This window comes from Mucilaginibacter sp., from assembly GCF_036383575.1.
Taxonomy (GTDB): domain Bacteria; phylum Bacteroidota; class Bacteroidia; order Sphingobacteriales; family Sphingobacteriaceae; genus Mucilaginibacter.
The window spans coordinates 1-14,840 of record NZ_DASVOB010000223.1 but is presented as its reverse complement, the minus strand read 5'-3'; the positions used below and the strand labels follow the sequence as shown (position 1 = coordinate 14,840).

At 41.9% G+C, this 14,840-nt stretch carries 16 protein-coding genes; 10 read left to right on the top strand and 6 right to left on the bottom strand.

All coding sequences use genetic code 11. The features are described 5' to 3' along the window. The 6 genes from VF500_RS08005 to VF500_RS07980 form a co-directional block, all read left to right on the top strand. Positions 1-873, top strand: an 873-nt coding sequence (locus VF500_RS08005) for an ATPase domain-containing protein (protein WP_330859172.1), incomplete at its 5' end; no start/stop codon positions are given. Further along, entirely contained in the window at positions 873-1,172 is a 300-nt protein-coding gene (locus VF500_RS08000; RefSeq protein ID WP_330859171.1) for a circadian clock KaiB family protein, read from the top strand. The genes VF500_RS08005 and VF500_RS08000, both read left to right, overlap by 1 nt. Continuing rightward, a complete protein-coding gene (locus tag VF500_RS07995) occupies positions 1,173-1,508 on the top strand; it encodes a circadian clock KaiB family protein (RefSeq protein ID WP_330859170.1) in 336 nt (111 codons plus the stop codon). Between the two features lie 2 nt (positions 1,509-1,510). Then, complete coding sequence (locus VF500_RS07990; protein WP_330859169.1) at positions 1,511-3,178, top strand: PAS domain-containing sensor histidine kinase; 1,668 nt, start codon at positions 1,511-1,513, stop codon at positions 3,176-3,178. A gap of 82 nt (positions 3,179-3,260) precedes the next feature. Further along, the gene (locus tag VF500_RS07985) at positions 3,261-4,037 is read left to right on the top strand and encodes an enoyl-CoA hydratase/isomerase family protein (RefSeq protein WP_330859168.1); all 777 of its coding nucleotides are present in this window, start codon (positions 3,261-3,263) and stop codon (positions 4,035-4,037) included. Positions 4,038-4,253: 216 nt separating this feature from the next. Beyond that, positions 4,254-6,170: a PAS domain S-box protein gene (locus VF500_RS07980; protein ID WP_330859167.1), complete on the top strand. Its 1,917-nt coding sequence runs from the start codon at positions 4,254-4,256 to the stop codon at positions 6,168-6,170. 38 nt (positions 6,171-6,208) lie between these two features. Here the strand turns inward: VF500_RS07980 and VF500_RS07975 are convergent, their stop codons facing one another. Further along, positions 6,209-6,490 carry a hypothetical protein gene (locus VF500_RS07975; protein WP_330859166.1) on the bottom strand — a complete coding sequence of 94 codons (282 nt, stop codon included), beginning with the start codon at positions 6,488-6,490 and terminating at the stop codon, positions 6,209-6,211. Positions 6,491-6,685: 195 nt separating this feature from the next. On the opposite strand from VF500_RS07975, the gene VF500_RS07970 reads away from it, so the two are divergent. Further along, positions 6,686-8,269, top strand: coding sequence for a MutS-related protein (locus VF500_RS07970; protein WP_330859165.1), 1,584 nt, complete (start codon positions 6,686-6,688; stop codon positions 8,267-8,269). A 172-nt stretch (positions 8,270-8,441) separates the two neighbouring features. Here the strand turns inward: VF500_RS07970 and VF500_RS07965 are convergent, their stop codons facing one another. Then, entirely contained in the window at positions 8,442-8,732 is a 291-nt protein-coding gene (locus VF500_RS07965; protein WP_121224753.1) for a chaperone modulator CbpM, read from the bottom strand. A 12-nt stretch (positions 8,733-8,744) separates the two neighbouring features. After that, on the bottom strand, positions 8,745-9,671 hold the full coding sequence (locus VF500_RS07960; protein ID WP_330859163.1) for a J domain-containing protein: 927 nt from the start codon (positions 9,669-9,671) through the stop codon (positions 8,745-8,747). Between the two features lie 175 nt (positions 9,672-9,846). Here VF500_RS07960 and VF500_RS07955 point away from each other — a divergent pair, with 175 nt between their 5' ends. Beyond that, on the top strand, positions 9,847-10,359 hold the full coding sequence (locus VF500_RS07955; RefSeq protein WP_330859162.1) for a GNAT family N-acetyltransferase: 513 nt from the start codon (positions 9,847-9,849) through the stop codon (positions 10,357-10,359). Positions 10,360-10,442: 83 nt separating this feature from the next. On the opposite strand, the gene VF500_RS07950 is transcribed toward VF500_RS07955, so the two are convergent. Then, the gene (locus VF500_RS07950; RefSeq protein ID WP_330859161.1) at positions 10,443-11,165 is read right to left on the bottom strand and encodes an HAD family hydrolase; all 723 of its coding nucleotides are present in this window, start codon (positions 11,163-11,165) and stop codon (positions 10,443-10,445) included. Positions 11,166-11,370: 205 nt separating this feature from the next. Here VF500_RS07950 and VF500_RS07945 point away from each other — a divergent pair, with 205 nt between their 5' ends. Beyond that, a complete protein-coding gene (locus tag VF500_RS07945; protein WP_243480298.1) occupies positions 11,371-11,730 on the top strand; it encodes a DUF1493 family protein in 360 nt (119 codons plus the stop codon). A 111-nt stretch (positions 11,731-11,841) separates the two neighbouring features. Here VF500_RS07945 and VF500_RS07940 read toward each other — a convergent pair whose 3' ends face one another. Both VF500_RS07940 and VF500_RS07935 read right to left on the bottom strand, forming a co-directional pair. Continuing rightward, positions 11,842-12,063, bottom strand: coding sequence for a PspC domain-containing protein (locus tag VF500_RS07940; protein WP_022830549.1), 222 nt, complete (start codon positions 12,061-12,063; stop codon positions 11,842-11,844). Between the two features lie 4 nt (positions 12,064-12,067). Next, positions 12,068-13,354 carry a DUF2851 family protein gene (locus VF500_RS07935; RefSeq protein ID WP_330859160.1) on the bottom strand — a complete coding sequence of 429 codons (1,287 nt, stop codon included), beginning with the start codon at positions 13,352-13,354 and terminating at the stop codon, positions 12,068-12,070. Between the two features lie 136 nt (positions 13,355-13,490). On the opposite strand from VF500_RS07935, the gene VF500_RS07930 reads away from it, so the two are divergent. Then, the gene (locus VF500_RS07930; RefSeq protein ID WP_330859159.1) at positions 13,491-14,795 is read left to right on the top strand and encodes an MFS transporter; all 1,305 of its coding nucleotides are present in this window, start codon (positions 13,491-13,493) and stop codon (positions 14,793-14,795) included. The last annotated feature ends 45 nt before the right edge of the window (positions 14,796-14,840 follow it).

Genomic DNA, 14,840 nt, shown 5'->3' with positions numbered 1-14,840 from the left:
ACAAGTATTGCAGCCAGCTTTGCCAATGAAGTTTGTCGCAATAAAAAGAGGTGCCTCTATTTCGCCTTTGAGGAATCGCCCAAACAGATCCTTCGTAATATGAAATCAATCAACATCGATTTGCAAAAACATGTTGATAATGGTTTACTTGAGTTTCATGCTTCGCGACCTACGTTGTATGGGCTTGAAATGCACCTGGTGGCAATTTATAAGATCATTAAAAGATTTAAACCTGCGGCCGTAGTCCTTGACCCTATTACAAATCTGATCACTGTGGGGTCGGTGAGTGAGGTGAAATCCATGCTTATCAGGCTGATAGATTTTTTACAGGACGAACAGATCACGGTTATGTTCACCGCGCTTAGTTTAAATACGGTGGTGAGCGAGCAAACTGATGAGGGTGTGTCATCATTGGTTGATGCATGGTTACTTGTACGGGATATAGAGTCGAACGGAGAGCGTAACAGGGGCCTGTACATCATGAAATCGCGCGGTATGAGCCATTCAAACCAGGTACGGGAATTTACCATAACTGATAATGGCTTAAACCTGGTTGACGTGTATCTTGGCCCTGAAGGGGTGCTTACCGGCTCGGCCCGTGAAGCGCAAAAACTAAAGGAAAAAACCGGTGTGGCTCTCAGGGACTTTGCCGTATCCCGTAAGGATAAAGAGATCTTGCGCAGGCGAATGATGCTTGAATCGAAAATAGCAAGCCTCCAGGCTGAGTTTGAATCGACCGAGGATGAGCTGAACAAAATGTACCTTGAGGATGAGTTAAAACAGGAGATCATTGAAAAGAACCGTCAGCAGATAACCGATATCCGCCGCGGAAACGTCAATTCTCCTAAAGGTAAATCAAAAAACAAAAAGTAATGGAACTGGAAGAAGCTATAAAGTACGAGTTAAGGTTGTATGTGGCGGGTAAAACGGCTAAATCCGTTACCGCGCTCACCAATCTTAAAAAATATTGTGAAGAACATTTAAAAGGCCAGTATGTTATTGAAGTAATTGACTTATTGCAGCAGCCGCAACTGGCAGAGGGGGACCAGATTTTTGCTGTACCCACGCTGGTAAGGAAAGTACCTGAGCCGATCCGCAAAATAATAGGCGATTTAAGTAACGAGGAAAAAGTTTTGGTGGGACTGAACATCAGGCCTGTAAAAAATATATAAATGACGGAGCAAAACCAATTGCCTTTAAATGCCGATGATAATTTAAGTGACGGGGAAAGCCAGTTTTTTCGATTGCGTTTATTTGTGATTGGGGCATCGCCTAATTCTATCAGGGCTATTACCAACCTTAAAAATATTTGTGAACAACATATAAAAGCTAACTACGAGCTGGAAATAATTGATGTTTACCAGCAACCGCTTATAGCCGAAGCCGAACAGATTGTAGCATTGCCGCTGCTTATCAAAAAATCTCCTGGTACCGAGCGAAAGCTGATAGGGGATATGTCAAATACTGTTAAAGTATTGAAAGGTCTTGGTATCTATTCAGAAAGTTGATCATGGAATCATTCAAATATACATATGAGCAATTGCTGGCCGAAAACAATGAACTTCGTTTTCAGTTAGAGGAAGCCAATGATACCATTGATGCTATTCGCAGCGGCCAGGTTGACGCGCTTGTTGTTAAAGGCGAGGAAGGGCACCAGCTTTATACCCTGAAAACTGCCGATCAAACCTACCGCGTTTTTATAGAAAAAATGAACGAGGGTGCAGTGACCCTGAACCGGGAAGGCATTATATTATATAGTAATTCACGCTTTGCCGCAATGGTCAATGAACCGCTTGAAAAGGTAATTGGTATTTATTTCGACACTTTTATTGCGGAAGTTTCAGCTGGAAAATATAAGGAGGTAATAAGGGATGGCTGGAATAACGACTGTAAAGGTGAGATATTATTATCAAGCCAGGACGGCAAGCTGACGCCTTGTTTATTGTCATGTACCACACTCGATCTTGATGAGGGGACGGCATTAAGCCTGATCTTAACAGATCTGACCGCTCAAAAGGAAACGGAATGGGAACTGAAAATTAAAAACGATCAACTGGAAGAAGCCCAGAATATTGCCGAAAGACTGAATAACGAGCTTGAAGATACTGTAAGGGAGCGTACCGCCGATTTGCTGATCAGTCGCGAGCATTTTAAGCTGCTGGCTAATAATATTCCTCAAATGACCTGGACAAATCTGCCGGGTGGAGAAGTGAACTTTTACAACCAGCGCTGGTTTGATTATACAGGCAGGCGATACGGGGAAACAGCTGGATGGGGCTGGCAACAGATAGTACACCCCGATGACCTGCAAAAAACTATGGATGTTTACCTGGCGTCGTTAAATAGCGGGAAAGTTTTTGAACTGGAAAACAGGTACCTGCGCTGGGATAACACTTATCGCTGGCATTTAAACCGGGCCGAACCATTAAGAGATGATAAAGGGGAGATCCTTTTTTGGGTAGGTACTGCTACCGACATTGAAGAACAGAAAAAGCAACTTGATTTAAAGGATGAGTTTATTGGGATTGCCAGTCATGAGCTTAGAACGCCCTTAACCAGTTTAAAAGGTTATTTGCAGCTTATAGCCATTTATAAAAAGGAGGAAGTGCCGCTGATGGTAAAGCAATATGTTGAAAAGGCGGGTGTTGCTTTAAATAAGCTTCAACGTTTGGTTAACGATTTACTTGATGTAAGTAAGATCCATGCCGGGCGGCTTGAATATGCCATGAGTGAAGTAAACCTTCGCGACCTCGTAGCCTCAACCCTTGAAAACGCCAATCATCTTTACCCCGAATTTGATTTTATTAACAGATCAGAGCGTAATTTTTTTATAGCCGGAAATGCCGGTCGCCTGGAACAGGTGCTGGTAAATTTCATTAATAACTCTGTAAAATATTCAACTGATAATAGAAAGATCATCGTTGAAACCAGGAACGTTGATGGAAAAATACGTGTATCGGTAACAGACTTTGGCATCGGGTTATCGGCCGGGCAGATAGAGCATATCTTTGAACGGTTTTATCGTGTTGAGGATAAAAAGTTTATGGCAAGTGGCCTTGGCATGGGCCTTTACATCTCGGCCGAGATCATTAATAATCATCACGGTAATATCGGGGTTAAAAGTGAACTTGGTGAAGGTGCAACTTTTTATTTTGAACTGCCTTTGCTTGAAAAGTAAGTACCTGTTTATTTCGGCTCAAAATTGCAGTTGACATAAATACTTTCGATATTGGCCTAAAACCTGATATAAAGCATAAAATATGTCTGCCGAAAACGGAAATATATCAATTGCAAATGACGCTAATGGTGTTACTACTATTAGTTTTTTTCACCCGGCACAAAATTCACTGCCATCAGAACTGTTAAAACAACTTGCTGACGCGATATTCAATGCCGGCAATGATCCGGAAACAAAGGTCATTGTTTTAAAAAGTGGGGGAGACCGTACTTTTTGCGCGGGTGCAAGCTTTGAGGAGCTTTTGCAGATCAAAGATAAAGAAGCAGGAGCGCGGTTTTTTGAAGGCTTTTCTAATGTCATCAGCGCTTGCCGCAAATGTCCAAAAATAATTATCGGGAGGGTACAGGGCAAAGCAGTTGGAGGAGGTGTAGGCCTCGCCGCCGCTGCCGACTACTGTTTCGCCAGCGAGGCTGCATCAATAAAGTTAAGCGAGCTTACTATAGGTATTGGCCCCTTTGTGATAGCCCCGGCGGTGATCCGTAAAATAGGGTTATCCGCGTTTTCTCAACTCACTATTAAGGCAACTGATTTTCAAACTGCTCAATGGGCCAGGCAAAATGGCCTGTATAATGAGGTTTATGAAGATGTTCAGGCACTTGACGTAGCTGTATATGAGCTTGCTGAAAAACTGGCCTCCTATAATCCGGCAGCGCTTATCGCTTTAAAACAGGTGCTTTGGGAAGGTACTGCCGATTGGGATGATCTGCTTAAAGAACGTGCTGCCATAAGCGGTGAACTGGTGCTGTCGGAATTTACACAGCAGGCTTTACATTCCTTTTTTAACAACAAGTCAAAGTAATTAAAATAGGGCTAAGTAAAGTTTGGCATTGTTTTTATGTAATTTCACATATACTTCTCATTTTTAATAGATTAGTTGTAATTTAACATTTGTACGCCTAAATCAGTTTTTTAACCAATAAGATAGTCGTTTTACACGGGCACCATTGCTCATCACCTTATTTGAATGAACTATCCGCAGAAAAACAAGTTCGTTATTATTATAAGCATGCTTATCATGCTTGTTTCTTGTTTGCTGATAACAAGCTGGCTGCTCAATACAATAGCGTGCATAATTATAATCATCACCGCCCTCATATTGCTTAATTACATTGAAAATAAAAGGCTTAAAAGCGAAAATAAGATCATTAAGCTTAATAATGCCCTTACCGAACGGATGCAGCATCACGCCGCTGACCTTGTTGAAACCGTTGTTAAACTGGAGGTTAGTGAAGAAAAATATCGCTCACTTATCGAACAAGCTTCCGACGCCATTTACGTGATTGACTTTGAAGGGCGTTTCACTGAAGTAAATGCCAGTCTGTGTAAAATGACGGGCTACAGCCGCGAAGAATTGCTGCAGCTTAAAGTTGAACAGATCATTGATCCCGAAAATTTAAAATCTGAACCGGTGCTGCTTGGCCCGGATGATCTGCATACGGCGGTAATGAAAGAACGGCGTTTTGTGAAGAAAAACGGGCAGGTATTTGATGTTGAGGTCAACGTTAAGAAATTTACCAAAGATAGTGTGCTCGTTATAGCCCGCGATATTACCAACCGTAAAGTGATGCAGGCCGGGCTTGAGGAGGCTGAGCTTAAATTCCGCACGCTGGCCGAAAAATCAATGGTTGGCGTTTATATAGTTCAAAGGGGCACATTTATATATGTTAACCCCCGGTTTGCCCACGTTTTTGGTTATGAGCCTGATGAATTGATCGGCGTTTCATCTGTCGATATTATCATTAGCGACCAATATAAAGCGCTTACCCTCGAACACGTCAGGGCGAGGCTTGCAGGAGAGGTTGAAAGTGTAAATTATGAGGTGATGGGCCGATGTAAAGATGGCTCAACCAACTGGGTTGAATTTTATGGTACGGCAACGCAGATCAATGATGAGCCAGCTATTATTGGCTCAATGATAGACGTAACCGAGCGGAAAAAAATTGAAGAAGAGCTGCGGCTATCCGAACAAAAATATAAACTCCTTTTTGACAGCAATCCCCTGCCCATGTGGATGATAGCCAAAAGTGACCTCTCTATCATTGCCGTAAACCACGCTGCTACAAAACACTACGGTTATACCGCCGAGGAATTTTTGAGCATGACCATAAAGGATGTAAGACCTCCTGAAGAATGGGATGCAATGTACAAGGGTTACGCCGAGGAAGCGCCTATGTGGGGCAATACCATAACTACCCGGCACCGCAAAAAGGATGGGTCTATGATCAACGTGCAGATATTTGGGCAGGATATCATGTATGAGGGGCGTTTGGTGCGGCTTTCAGTCGCCAATGATATTACTGAAAAGCTCCTGTCGGAAGAGTTGCTTCAAAAATCGGAAGCCAATCTGCAGACGATTTTAAATACAACCGATACTGCTTATGCCGTATTTGATAAAAACCTTAAGGTTTTGGCATTCAATCATAAGGCTATTGAGTTTGTAAGAACCCAGTTTAATCATGATCCTCAAAATGATGACAGGCTTGCTGATTTTTTTCCGCCCGAAAGGTTTCCGCAATTTGTTGAATTTACCGAACAGGTTTTAAGCGGTCATAATGTAAGCTACGAGGTGGATTATCTCCAGGCTGATGGTTCAAAATGCTGGTTTTATGTACGCCTGTTCCCAATAAAAGATAGCCAGGAAAACATATTAGGGCTGATGATGGCCCTTTATGATATTACCGAAAGAAAGAATATCGAAAATAACCTGAAAGTTGCTTACGAACGGATCCATAACCATATCAACCGCATAAAAAATATGGCCTGGAAACAATCGCACTATATGCGCAGCCCGGTAGCCAATTTAAAAGGTCTTGCGGGATTGTTGAAGGATAACCCTACCGATACCGAAACACTTGACTACATGATAACAGAATTGGAACGGCTTGACGCCGTAATTGTTGAAATGGCCAGCGATGCCGCCAGTCATGATTAAATGAAAAGCCACCGGCAATGCGGTGGCTTCCTTTTATTTTACCAGTGCCTGCAGTAATGATGAACACGGTAGTACCTGTTATAATATACAGGGGCATCATAGTATCCTGATGCGTAATAACGCGGACCGTCATAATAAGCAGGACGACCATAATAAACATCTCGGCCGTAGTAAGCAGGCCTTCCGTAATAGCCTCTTGTATAAACCACCCTGTGATAAGGACGGCCAAAATGTGCATTGATACTTATACTTTGAGCTTTTGCAAATTGAAATGAAAACATCATTACAAAAGCTATTATTGAAAAACGGATAAATTTCATGGCGTTAAATTTTAGTTAATACCTAATTTGTAATACATAATTATGACTATGGATTCATGGCTGGGTTTAATTAAAATTTTATATTTTTAGGACATGTATTACTTTTTCTTTTCTGCAACCGTTGTCCTTATCATAATTGGAATGCTTTATATTAAGGCATATTATGATAAGTTACGTTGGGCAAAAAAGAGGTTGATGAAAATTCAGGGTAAGTGGGGCAAGCCTGTTGATAGCCGCCGAAATTTTGATCTGATCAGGACCTATTTAGATTCGGCAGGAGATAAAAATAAGGTTTCCGCCCAAACAGCCCACGACCTTGACCTGATAAGCGTATTCAATTACATCGACAGAACAAACAGCAAGCCCGGTAAGCAATACCTGTTTAATTTACTGCATCATCCCACAACGGATATCGATGCTTTGCATGACCTTGATAACAGCGTTGAGGACCTTAATATGGATATCCCCGGCCGCGAACGGCTGGAAGTGGAACTTTCAAAGCTTAATAGCCCGGATGCTTACTTCATAGCCGATCTTTTTCTTAAAGAGCATAAACCTGCATTTTCATCGGTAGTAAATTTTTACACAAAGGTTTCTCCATTCCTGATCATCGCGGCTTTAATATCGCTCGTTGTTATACCCAATATCTATAGCTTTATCTTTTTGGTGTTATTGTTTGTTTACAACATCGCGATACATCTTACCAGTCGCAAAGCTATCTCGGGATATGCCAGATCCTTACCGCAATTACTGATCATGTATAAGGTGGCGGTTGCATTGGTAAAAAGCGAGAAATTTGGCACGGCAACAACGGTAAAGCAATGCCTTACCAATTTAACAGGTTTAAAACGTGCACTTAAGTTTGTGAATTTAGAAAGCCGTTTTGTGAGTAGTACAAGCGATATCGGCTATGCAGCTTTTAAGTTGTTTAAATTGCTTTTTGTAATTGAACCCAATACCTACACATTGTCGTTAAAACAAATTGCTAAATACAGTGCCGATATAAAAGAAGTTTATGAATTTATTGGCCGGGCCGATACGCTGATAGCTGTACAATCGATCCGTGATGGCTTACCGCTTTATTCAAAGCCCGAATTTACGGGTGTTGATGGCAAAATAGAGCTTACTGAACTTTTTCATCCGTTGGTGCCCAATTGTGTAACCAATTCACTGTATACCACGGAGGCCGATAGGGGGGCATTGATCACCGGATCAAACATGGCTGGCAAAACTACATTCATTAAAGCGCTGGCATTAAATACGCTGCTATCGCAAACCATATTTACAAGCTGCGCAAAAGCCTATAAAGCCCCTTTGCTGAAGATCCAAACCAGCATCAAAACCAGCGACAATATTGATGAACAGAAGAGTTACTTCCAGGCACAGGCTTCGGCTATTTTAAATATCATCGATAACAGCTCTCAGAAAGAAGAAATAAAAAGCCTGGTGATCATTGATGAGATTTTCAGGGGCACCAATACCATTGAGCGTATAGCCGCGGCAAAATCAGTGCTTTCGTACATTTCCGCTAACCAGAATTTTGTGTTTGTTTCAACCCATGACCTTGAATTGGCCGAGCTGCTGGATGAAGACTTTGTTGTGTATTCATTCTCAGAATCAAAAGACGGACGGGTACTGGTGTTTGACTATATCCTGAAACAAGGTCTGCTTAAAAATACCAACGGCATCGCCATCCTCAAATCAATGGGATACCCAGAACCGGTTACTGATGAAGCTAATATTATAAGCGAGCGGATGATGAATAAGTATTTGGTGTAAGGAGGAACGTCTGGTAATCTATGGCAAGCTAAAAATGGGTGTCATGCTGAGCCTGTCGAAGCATGGTGGGCAGGGCCTCTGCGCGCGAGTCTTCGACTGGCTCAGACTGACAGGCCTTCTTTTTGTAATTTCCTCTTTGATGTCTGCCGAATTTTAAACAAAATCTCCTCAATTAATCCTCATACAACCTCAGCCTGTTTTTCAAATACCTCATATCTTCCTGTAGTTTTTCAACCCGCTCAAGCAGGTGGGAGATAGCTTCAATACCTGCTATATTGATATCCAGCTCGTGCAGGCTGATCAGCTTTTCCAGCTTTTGAAGTTCGGTTTGTGGGATGAAGGTGGTTTCGTTGATAATGGTAATTTCAACCAACCCCGCCTCATGTAATGAAGTAATAAATGTGTACTCAACATTATGATATACACAAAAATCGTTTGCGGCTATTAATTCGGCTGTTTTCATAATGCGTTTAATTTAGGCTGATGATTTTGCCAGTTCTTCAAACAGTTGCTTTTGTTTTTCGGTAAGGTTGGTTGGGGTTTGGATATCGTATGTCAGGTACAGATCGCCAAATTCATTATCTTTTTTGTAAATAGGCATACCTTTGCCCTTCAGCTTTACTTTGGCTCCGTTTTGTGTTTCGGGGCTTACTTTAACTTTAACCTTGCCGTTTAACGTATCAGCCGTTACTTCTCCGCCTAAAACAGCGGTGTACAGGTCAAGTTTTAATGTGGTATATAAATTGTTTCCATCACGTTTAAAGTTGGCATCAGGGGCAACGTTAAACTGGATGTACAGGTCACCAGCAGGGCCGCCGTTTACACCCGGAGCGCCGTGGCCGGCTATTTTAATGGTTTGTCCGTTCTCGATACCTGCGGGTATAGTAATGCGGATATTTTTGCCGTTAACAGTAAGCGTTTGCTTATGTGTTTCAAGTACATCGCGAAGATTTAAACTTAACGAGGCATTATAATCCTGCCCGCGGAATTTTGCCTGCCTGCCTCCGCGCGCACTCCCCGCGCCGCCAAACATCGACTGGAAAAAGTCTGAAAAATCTTCACTTCCAAAACCTTCAGTACTTCCAAAGTCTTCTGCACCGCCAAAGCCTCCATAACCACCAAAACCGCCGCCTTGCCCGCCGGCCTGTTGGCGGGCCTGTTGTTCGTATGCTTCGCCATGCTGCCAGTTCTCGCCGTATTTATCGTATTTTTTTCGCTTTTCCGGGTCGCTTAATACTTCATTTGCCTCATTTAACTGCTGAAACTTTTTATTGGCCTCTTCATCGTTAGGGTTAAGGTCGGGGTGATATTTGCGGGCCAGTTTGCGGTATGCATTTTTAATATCCTTGTCAGACGCATTTTTATCAAGCTCTAATACTTTGTAATAATCTATAAAAGCCATGGCTGGGTTTAATATAAACAGATGTGTTATTAACTACTAAATATACAGCTTGGTTTTAAAAATGAATAGCTTTTTTAATGTCATTTGATATAAGTGCACAGACTTTAAAATTATGACCTGCGGTCTTTTATTTAAAGTTTGCAAATACTACATTTGGCGTCCTTAAATAAAGCATATGCCTGTAATAACCCAAGCCACCCTTGTTGATGTTCCTGAACTTAACGTTTTAGTGAACAGTGCTTACCGTGGCGAAAGCTCCAAAAAAGGATGGACAACCGAAGCCAACTTAATTGATGGCATCCGCATTGATGAAGAAACACTTACCACCTATATGAATGATGAAAATATCATCATTTTAAAACATACCGACGAGGATGGCTATATTACCGGTACAGTTTATCTTGAGATCAGGTACCCGAAGCTGTATGTGGGGATGTTTAGTGTATCGCCATTGCTGCAAAATAAAGGGGTAGGGCGTGCCTTAATTGAAGAAGCGGAAGTTTACGCACGTAAACACAATTGCCATACACTAACCATGACGGTGATCAGCACCCGTTTTGAACTGATAAGCTGGTACGAACGCCGGGGCTATAAACCAACCGGCGAAATTCAGCCTTTTCACGCACATGGCCGTTTCGGCGATGCTAAACAGCACATTGAACTGATAGTGATGGAGAAAAGTATTTAGAGTCGGAAAGTCCGGAAGTCGGATGTCCGAAAGAGAAATAGGTTTCTGGAATGGTCAGAAGTTAATTAAGTGTGTCTGCAAAGCTAACTTTCGGACTTTTTGACTTTCGGACTTCCGGACTCTAACACAAACTCCAGCACCTCGCTGATCTTATCAGCCTGTTTAAAGTTTTCGTGGGTTAAAACAGTTTCTACGTGTTCATGCGCCCAGGTAGTGTGAAAGGGTACGTGAACAGCATGCCCGCCAATATTGATCACCGGCATCACATCTGATTTTAGGGAGTTACCGATCATCATAAATTCTTCGGGATTGATGTCAAGGTGTTTGATCAGCTTGATATAATCATCTTCCTTTTTATCGCTCATGATCTCAATGTGGTGAAAGTAATGTGCCAGCCCCGATTTTTTGAGCTTGCGTTCCTGGTCGAGCAGATCACCTTTGGTAGCAACCACCAGTCTGTAATGGTCTTTTAATGAAGATAATACATGCTCTACATCATTTAGGATCTCTATTGGTTGGTTAAGCATATCCTTGCCATATTGCAGTATTGTTTCAACTACCTCAACACTGATGTTTTTTTCGGAAATACTTAGCGCTGCCTCTATCATGCTCAGGATATAGCCTTTTATCCCGTAACCATAAAGCGGCAGGTTATCAACCTCAACCTTAAAAAGCTCTTTGGAAATGGTATGTTGGGGCGAAAAGTTTTCAAGCAGACTGCAAAACCTTTCTTCGGTAGCTTGAAAGTAGGGCTCATTTACCCAAAGGGTATCATCGGCATCAAAGGCAATTACTTTTAGGTTCATTTGAAGTATGTGGTTTACCTGGTGCAATAATAATACATCAGGTTGATTTTAGTAGCATAAAAGGCCGTTAAGCGGCAATAAATATTTAACATTTATTAACTATTGAACTCAATTTAAGCCATTTAAAAATAAAGTAAATTTGTATGCAACCTTATTTCAAAAGCTACGTCTCATAACTTAAATGGTCAAATTAATATTCGTTTAAATGGAAGAGATACTGCCACCCTTAAAAGAATTTATTGTTGATTATTGCAACAGGTATAAGATCCATAAGGTTGACCCACACAGCCTGAGCCTCGATACCAGTATTGATCTCGACCTGGATATTTTTGATATTGAGATAGATCTTTTTCTTGCCGACTTTGCCGAAGAGTTTAATGTCGATCCATCCAAATTTAGCTGGTATAAATACGGTTATCCCAAAGGCTCAACCCGGGTAAAGATGATAAAACTGATGTTTGGCTACAACACCACGTGGGTTAAACAACTGGCCCAATACTGCTACACCCCCAAATTTAAAGTGCGTAACCTACAGGATGCCGTAAAAACAGGTAAACTGGTTTAATGAATGAGATAGGTTTCACTAATCCGGAATCGGTGAAATCAAAAAATGATCGGTGATATCCCCCCCAAAATAAAAATCAGCGAAATCAACGCAATCAAAAATGACCAGCGGTTAAAGATCTGTAACCCCTGTATGTTTACGTTTGATGAAATTCCTGATATCCAGTACAATACCAGCAAAGAAGTAAAATATAAGCGGAAAGCCTACCGCCAGGAACGAGGAGTAGATAAAGAATAGCCGGATCTTGGAGATAGAAATATTAAAACGTTCGCCAAGATAGGTGCATACGCCAAAAGAGTACCGTTCAAAAAAAGTGAGTATTCGCTGTAGCATGGTGTCAGGCCAGTTTTAGTATCTTATTACCAACGCCGCATTGCAGGCATTTCTTATAGTTACAGTAATTATTTTTTAACTCAAGCAATGCCTGTGATTCAAACGCAGTATCAATTTTCACTCCTAAGTTAACAAAATCGCCGATAATATTGTTTTTTTCGGCCGGTAAATTTTCTAATAATTTAAGACTACGACTAATATAATATTGCTGCTGATGCTGTTTGCCATAACTAAACAGGAACAAGGCTACGGTATTAAGCAACAAAATATCAACAGATCCATCGCCCATACTTTTTGACGATGGCTTGGATTGTACATCAAACCTGTAATGATCTTCCCAGTAATCGTTCACTTTGATCTCTGTGAACAAACCACGCAGGGCTTTCACCTCTTTAATTTCCAGTATTTTGGATAGCAGGTGGTTTGACTGCACAATAAGCGCTGCAAATTGAGCCAGCCTGATGGTTGGAAAGTTTTGAGGCCTTAACCTCATAAACTTCCACAGGTGGTTCTCTATCGGTTTAAGGTTGTATTTTTTACTGAGATACCCGTATTCCTTTTGAAGCTTCAAAGGATATTGATCTTTAAACTCACCCTCCAAAAAGCCTGCCTGCCCAAATATCAGCGCCTCTATCTGCATGGCGTTGTTTTTGTTTTTGGCGAGGATCAACTGTGGCAGCGATTTAGCCATTAATTCAAATGGAAGTGCATTAACTTTAAAACCAAAATTCGCAGCCAGGAACTGGTAAAAAGTTTCTTCCCAGTCGCCTTTGTTAAGTGCTAAAGCTGCCGCTACATTGGCCGATCGCTTTTCCATCCGTTCAACCAGCACGCGGGTAAGCCAGTTTTGCATAGTAATGCCATCAACTGTTGAAATACCAGCTTCGCAGGGAATAAAGGTTTGGTTGCCGAAAACCAGTTTATGGTATTTGTTATACAACTCTTCACTGATGCGGTTTTGCAACTCAAGTGTCGGGACTTTGCGCCCGTTTGGCAGAAACAACGGCACATCATTGCGATAAACTACATGCAGTATCACGTTATCATAAGCACCGTCGTGCGTATGCCCGTGCTTTTGCCAGTCGGAGGCAGAAAGGTGTACTTCTACATTCCCGGCCCAAACCGTTTCGCCGATGCGGATCCTGGCATTGTGGAAATCAGGGCCCGAATCTGAATTATGCAGCCCTGCCGAAAAGATCTCCAGTTCTTCACCATCTACGGTTTTCAGATTATCACGCTCAAAAAGCCTGAACTTCCAGATGTAATGTAAAAAATCTTCGGTGAAAAGCATGTTCGGTGAGTGGTTGATAAGGTTAGCTTGGGTTGATCAAGTTTTATTAAAGTAAATATGCCGGTTATTATATTAGTATTGTACCTCTATTTTAAAATCCCTAATATTACGGAAACCAACAATATCTGCCAAGCCTATGAATGAAATAAAATCACCATTACCCCAAACCACGGGTGGGCGCATCAAATCCATCATTGGGGGATCATTAGGTAATTTGGTTGAATGGTACGACTGGTATGCTTATACTGCCTTTTCCCTCTATTTTTCAGACGCATTTTTTCCTTCAGATAATCAAACGGTACAGCTATTAAATACTGCGGGTATTTTTGCCATAGGCTTTTTAATGCGCCCGATAGGTGGTTGGGTAATGGGAACCTTTGCCGATAAACGCGGCCGTAAAACCGCGCTCACGTTTTCTGTATTGTTGATGAGCGTCGGCTCGCTCATCATTGCCATAACGCCGGACTATAAATCTATTGGTGTTGCTGCGCCTATATTACTTGTTTTAGCCCGTATTATCCAGGGGCTAAGTGTAGGCGGCGAGTATGGTACCAGTGCTACTTATCTGAGCGAGATGGCCACCAAAAAACACCGCGGTTTTTACTCAAGTTTTCAATATGTAACACTCATCATGGGACAGTTGCTGGCGTTGGGTGTGCTGGTTTTACTGCAAAGAGCGTTTTTAACCGAAAAACAATTACACGACTGGGGCTGGCGCATTCCCTTTGGTATAGGGGCAATACTGGCCGTTACCACTATGTATTTACGACGGAGTTTACAGGAATCGGCATCATTTGAAAAAGAGGGCACCAAACCCAATGCCCTGAATGGTACTATAAAAGCGTTAACGCAGCACCCTAAAGCGGTTTTTACGGTAATAGGCTTAACCATTGGCGGTACGCTGGCCTTTTATACGTTCACAACCTATATGCAAAAGTTTTTGGTTAATACCTCGGGCTTTAGCAAAAGCGCTGCTACGCTCATCTCAACCTTAACATTGGCTGTATTTATGGTGATACAACCTTTATTCGGCTTATTATCAGATAAAATTGGCCGTAAACCATTGCTTATTGGTTTTGGGATACTGGGTACGCTTTGTACTATCCCTATTATGACCTTGCTAAGCCATACCAAAGATGTATGGGTTGCATTTGCACTTATTCTTTGTGCGCTGATCATCGTGAGCGGCTACACCTCCATCAACGCGGTTGTAAAGGCCGAACTTTTTCCGGCTAATGTACGCGCGCTTGGGGTGGGCTTCCCTTATGCCATAGCCGTATCGTTATTTGGCGGCACTGCCGAGTATATTGCCCTATGGTTCAAAAATGAACATCATGCGCAATGGTTTTATTGGTATGTAACCGTTTGTATTGCGCTGTCATTGATTCTGTACATCACTATGAACGATACACGTAAGCATTCAAAAATGGAAGATGAGTAGTCTGAATCAGAATTTACAGAATTTTAGAATTTGGAGAATGAAAAA

What these genes read in the sequence shown, in the direction of transcription:
- VF500_RS08000 (WP_330859171.1), top strand. Translation starts at nt 873, where the DNA reads ATGGAACTGGAAGAAGCTATAAAGTACGAGTTAAGGTTGTATGTGGCG.
- VF500_RS07995 (WP_330859170.1), top strand. Translation starts at nt 1,173, where the DNA reads ATGACGGAGCAAAACCAATTGCCTTTAAATGCCGATGATAATTTAAGT.
- VF500_RS07990 (WP_330859169.1), top strand. Translation starts at nt 1,511, where the DNA reads ATGGAATCATTCAAATATACATATGAGCAATTGCTGGCCGAAAACAAT.
- VF500_RS07985 (WP_330859168.1), top strand. Translation starts at nt 3,261, where the DNA reads ATGTCTGCCGAAAACGGAAATATATCAATTGCAAATGACGCTAATGGT.
- VF500_RS07980 (WP_330859167.1), top strand. Translation starts at nt 4,254, where the DNA reads ATGCTTGTTTCTTGTTTGCTGATAACAAGCTGGCTGCTCAATACAATA.
- VF500_RS07975 (WP_330859166.1), bottom strand. Translation starts at nt 6,490, where the DNA reads ATGAAATTTATCCGTTTTTCAATAATAGCTTTTGTAATGATGTTTTCA.
- VF500_RS07970 (WP_330859165.1), top strand. Translation starts at nt 6,686, where the DNA reads ATGAAAATTCAGGGTAAGTGGGGCAAGCCTGTTGATAGCCGCCGAAAT.
- VF500_RS07965 (WP_121224753.1), bottom strand. Translation starts at nt 8,732, where the DNA reads ATGAAAACAGCCGAATTAATAGCCGCAAACGATTTTTGTGTATATCAT.
- VF500_RS07960 (WP_330859163.1), bottom strand. Translation starts at nt 9,671, where the DNA reads ATGGCTTTTATAGATTATTACAAAGTATTAGAGCTTGATAAAAATGCG.
- VF500_RS07955 (WP_330859162.1), top strand. Translation starts at nt 9,847, where the DNA reads ATGCCTGTAATAACCCAAGCCACCCTTGTTGATGTTCCTGAACTTAAC.
- VF500_RS07950 (WP_330859161.1), bottom strand. Translation starts at nt 11,165, where the DNA reads ATGAACCTAAAAGTAATTGCCTTTGATGCCGATGATACCCTTTGGGTA.
- VF500_RS07945 (WP_243480298.1), top strand. Translation starts at nt 11,371, where the DNA reads ATGGAAGAGATACTGCCACCCTTAAAAGAATTTATTGTTGATTATTGC.
- VF500_RS07940 (WP_022830549.1), bottom strand. Translation starts at nt 12,063, where the DNA reads ATGCTACAGCGAATACTCACTTTTTTTGAACGGTACTCTTTTGGCGTA.
- VF500_RS07935 (WP_330859160.1), bottom strand. Translation starts at nt 13,354, where the DNA reads ATGCTTTTCACCGAAGATTTTTTACATTACATCTGGAAGTTCAGGCTT.
- VF500_RS07930 (WP_330859159.1), top strand. Translation starts at nt 13,491, where the DNA reads ATGAATGAAATAAAATCACCATTACCCCAAACCACGGGTGGGCGCATC.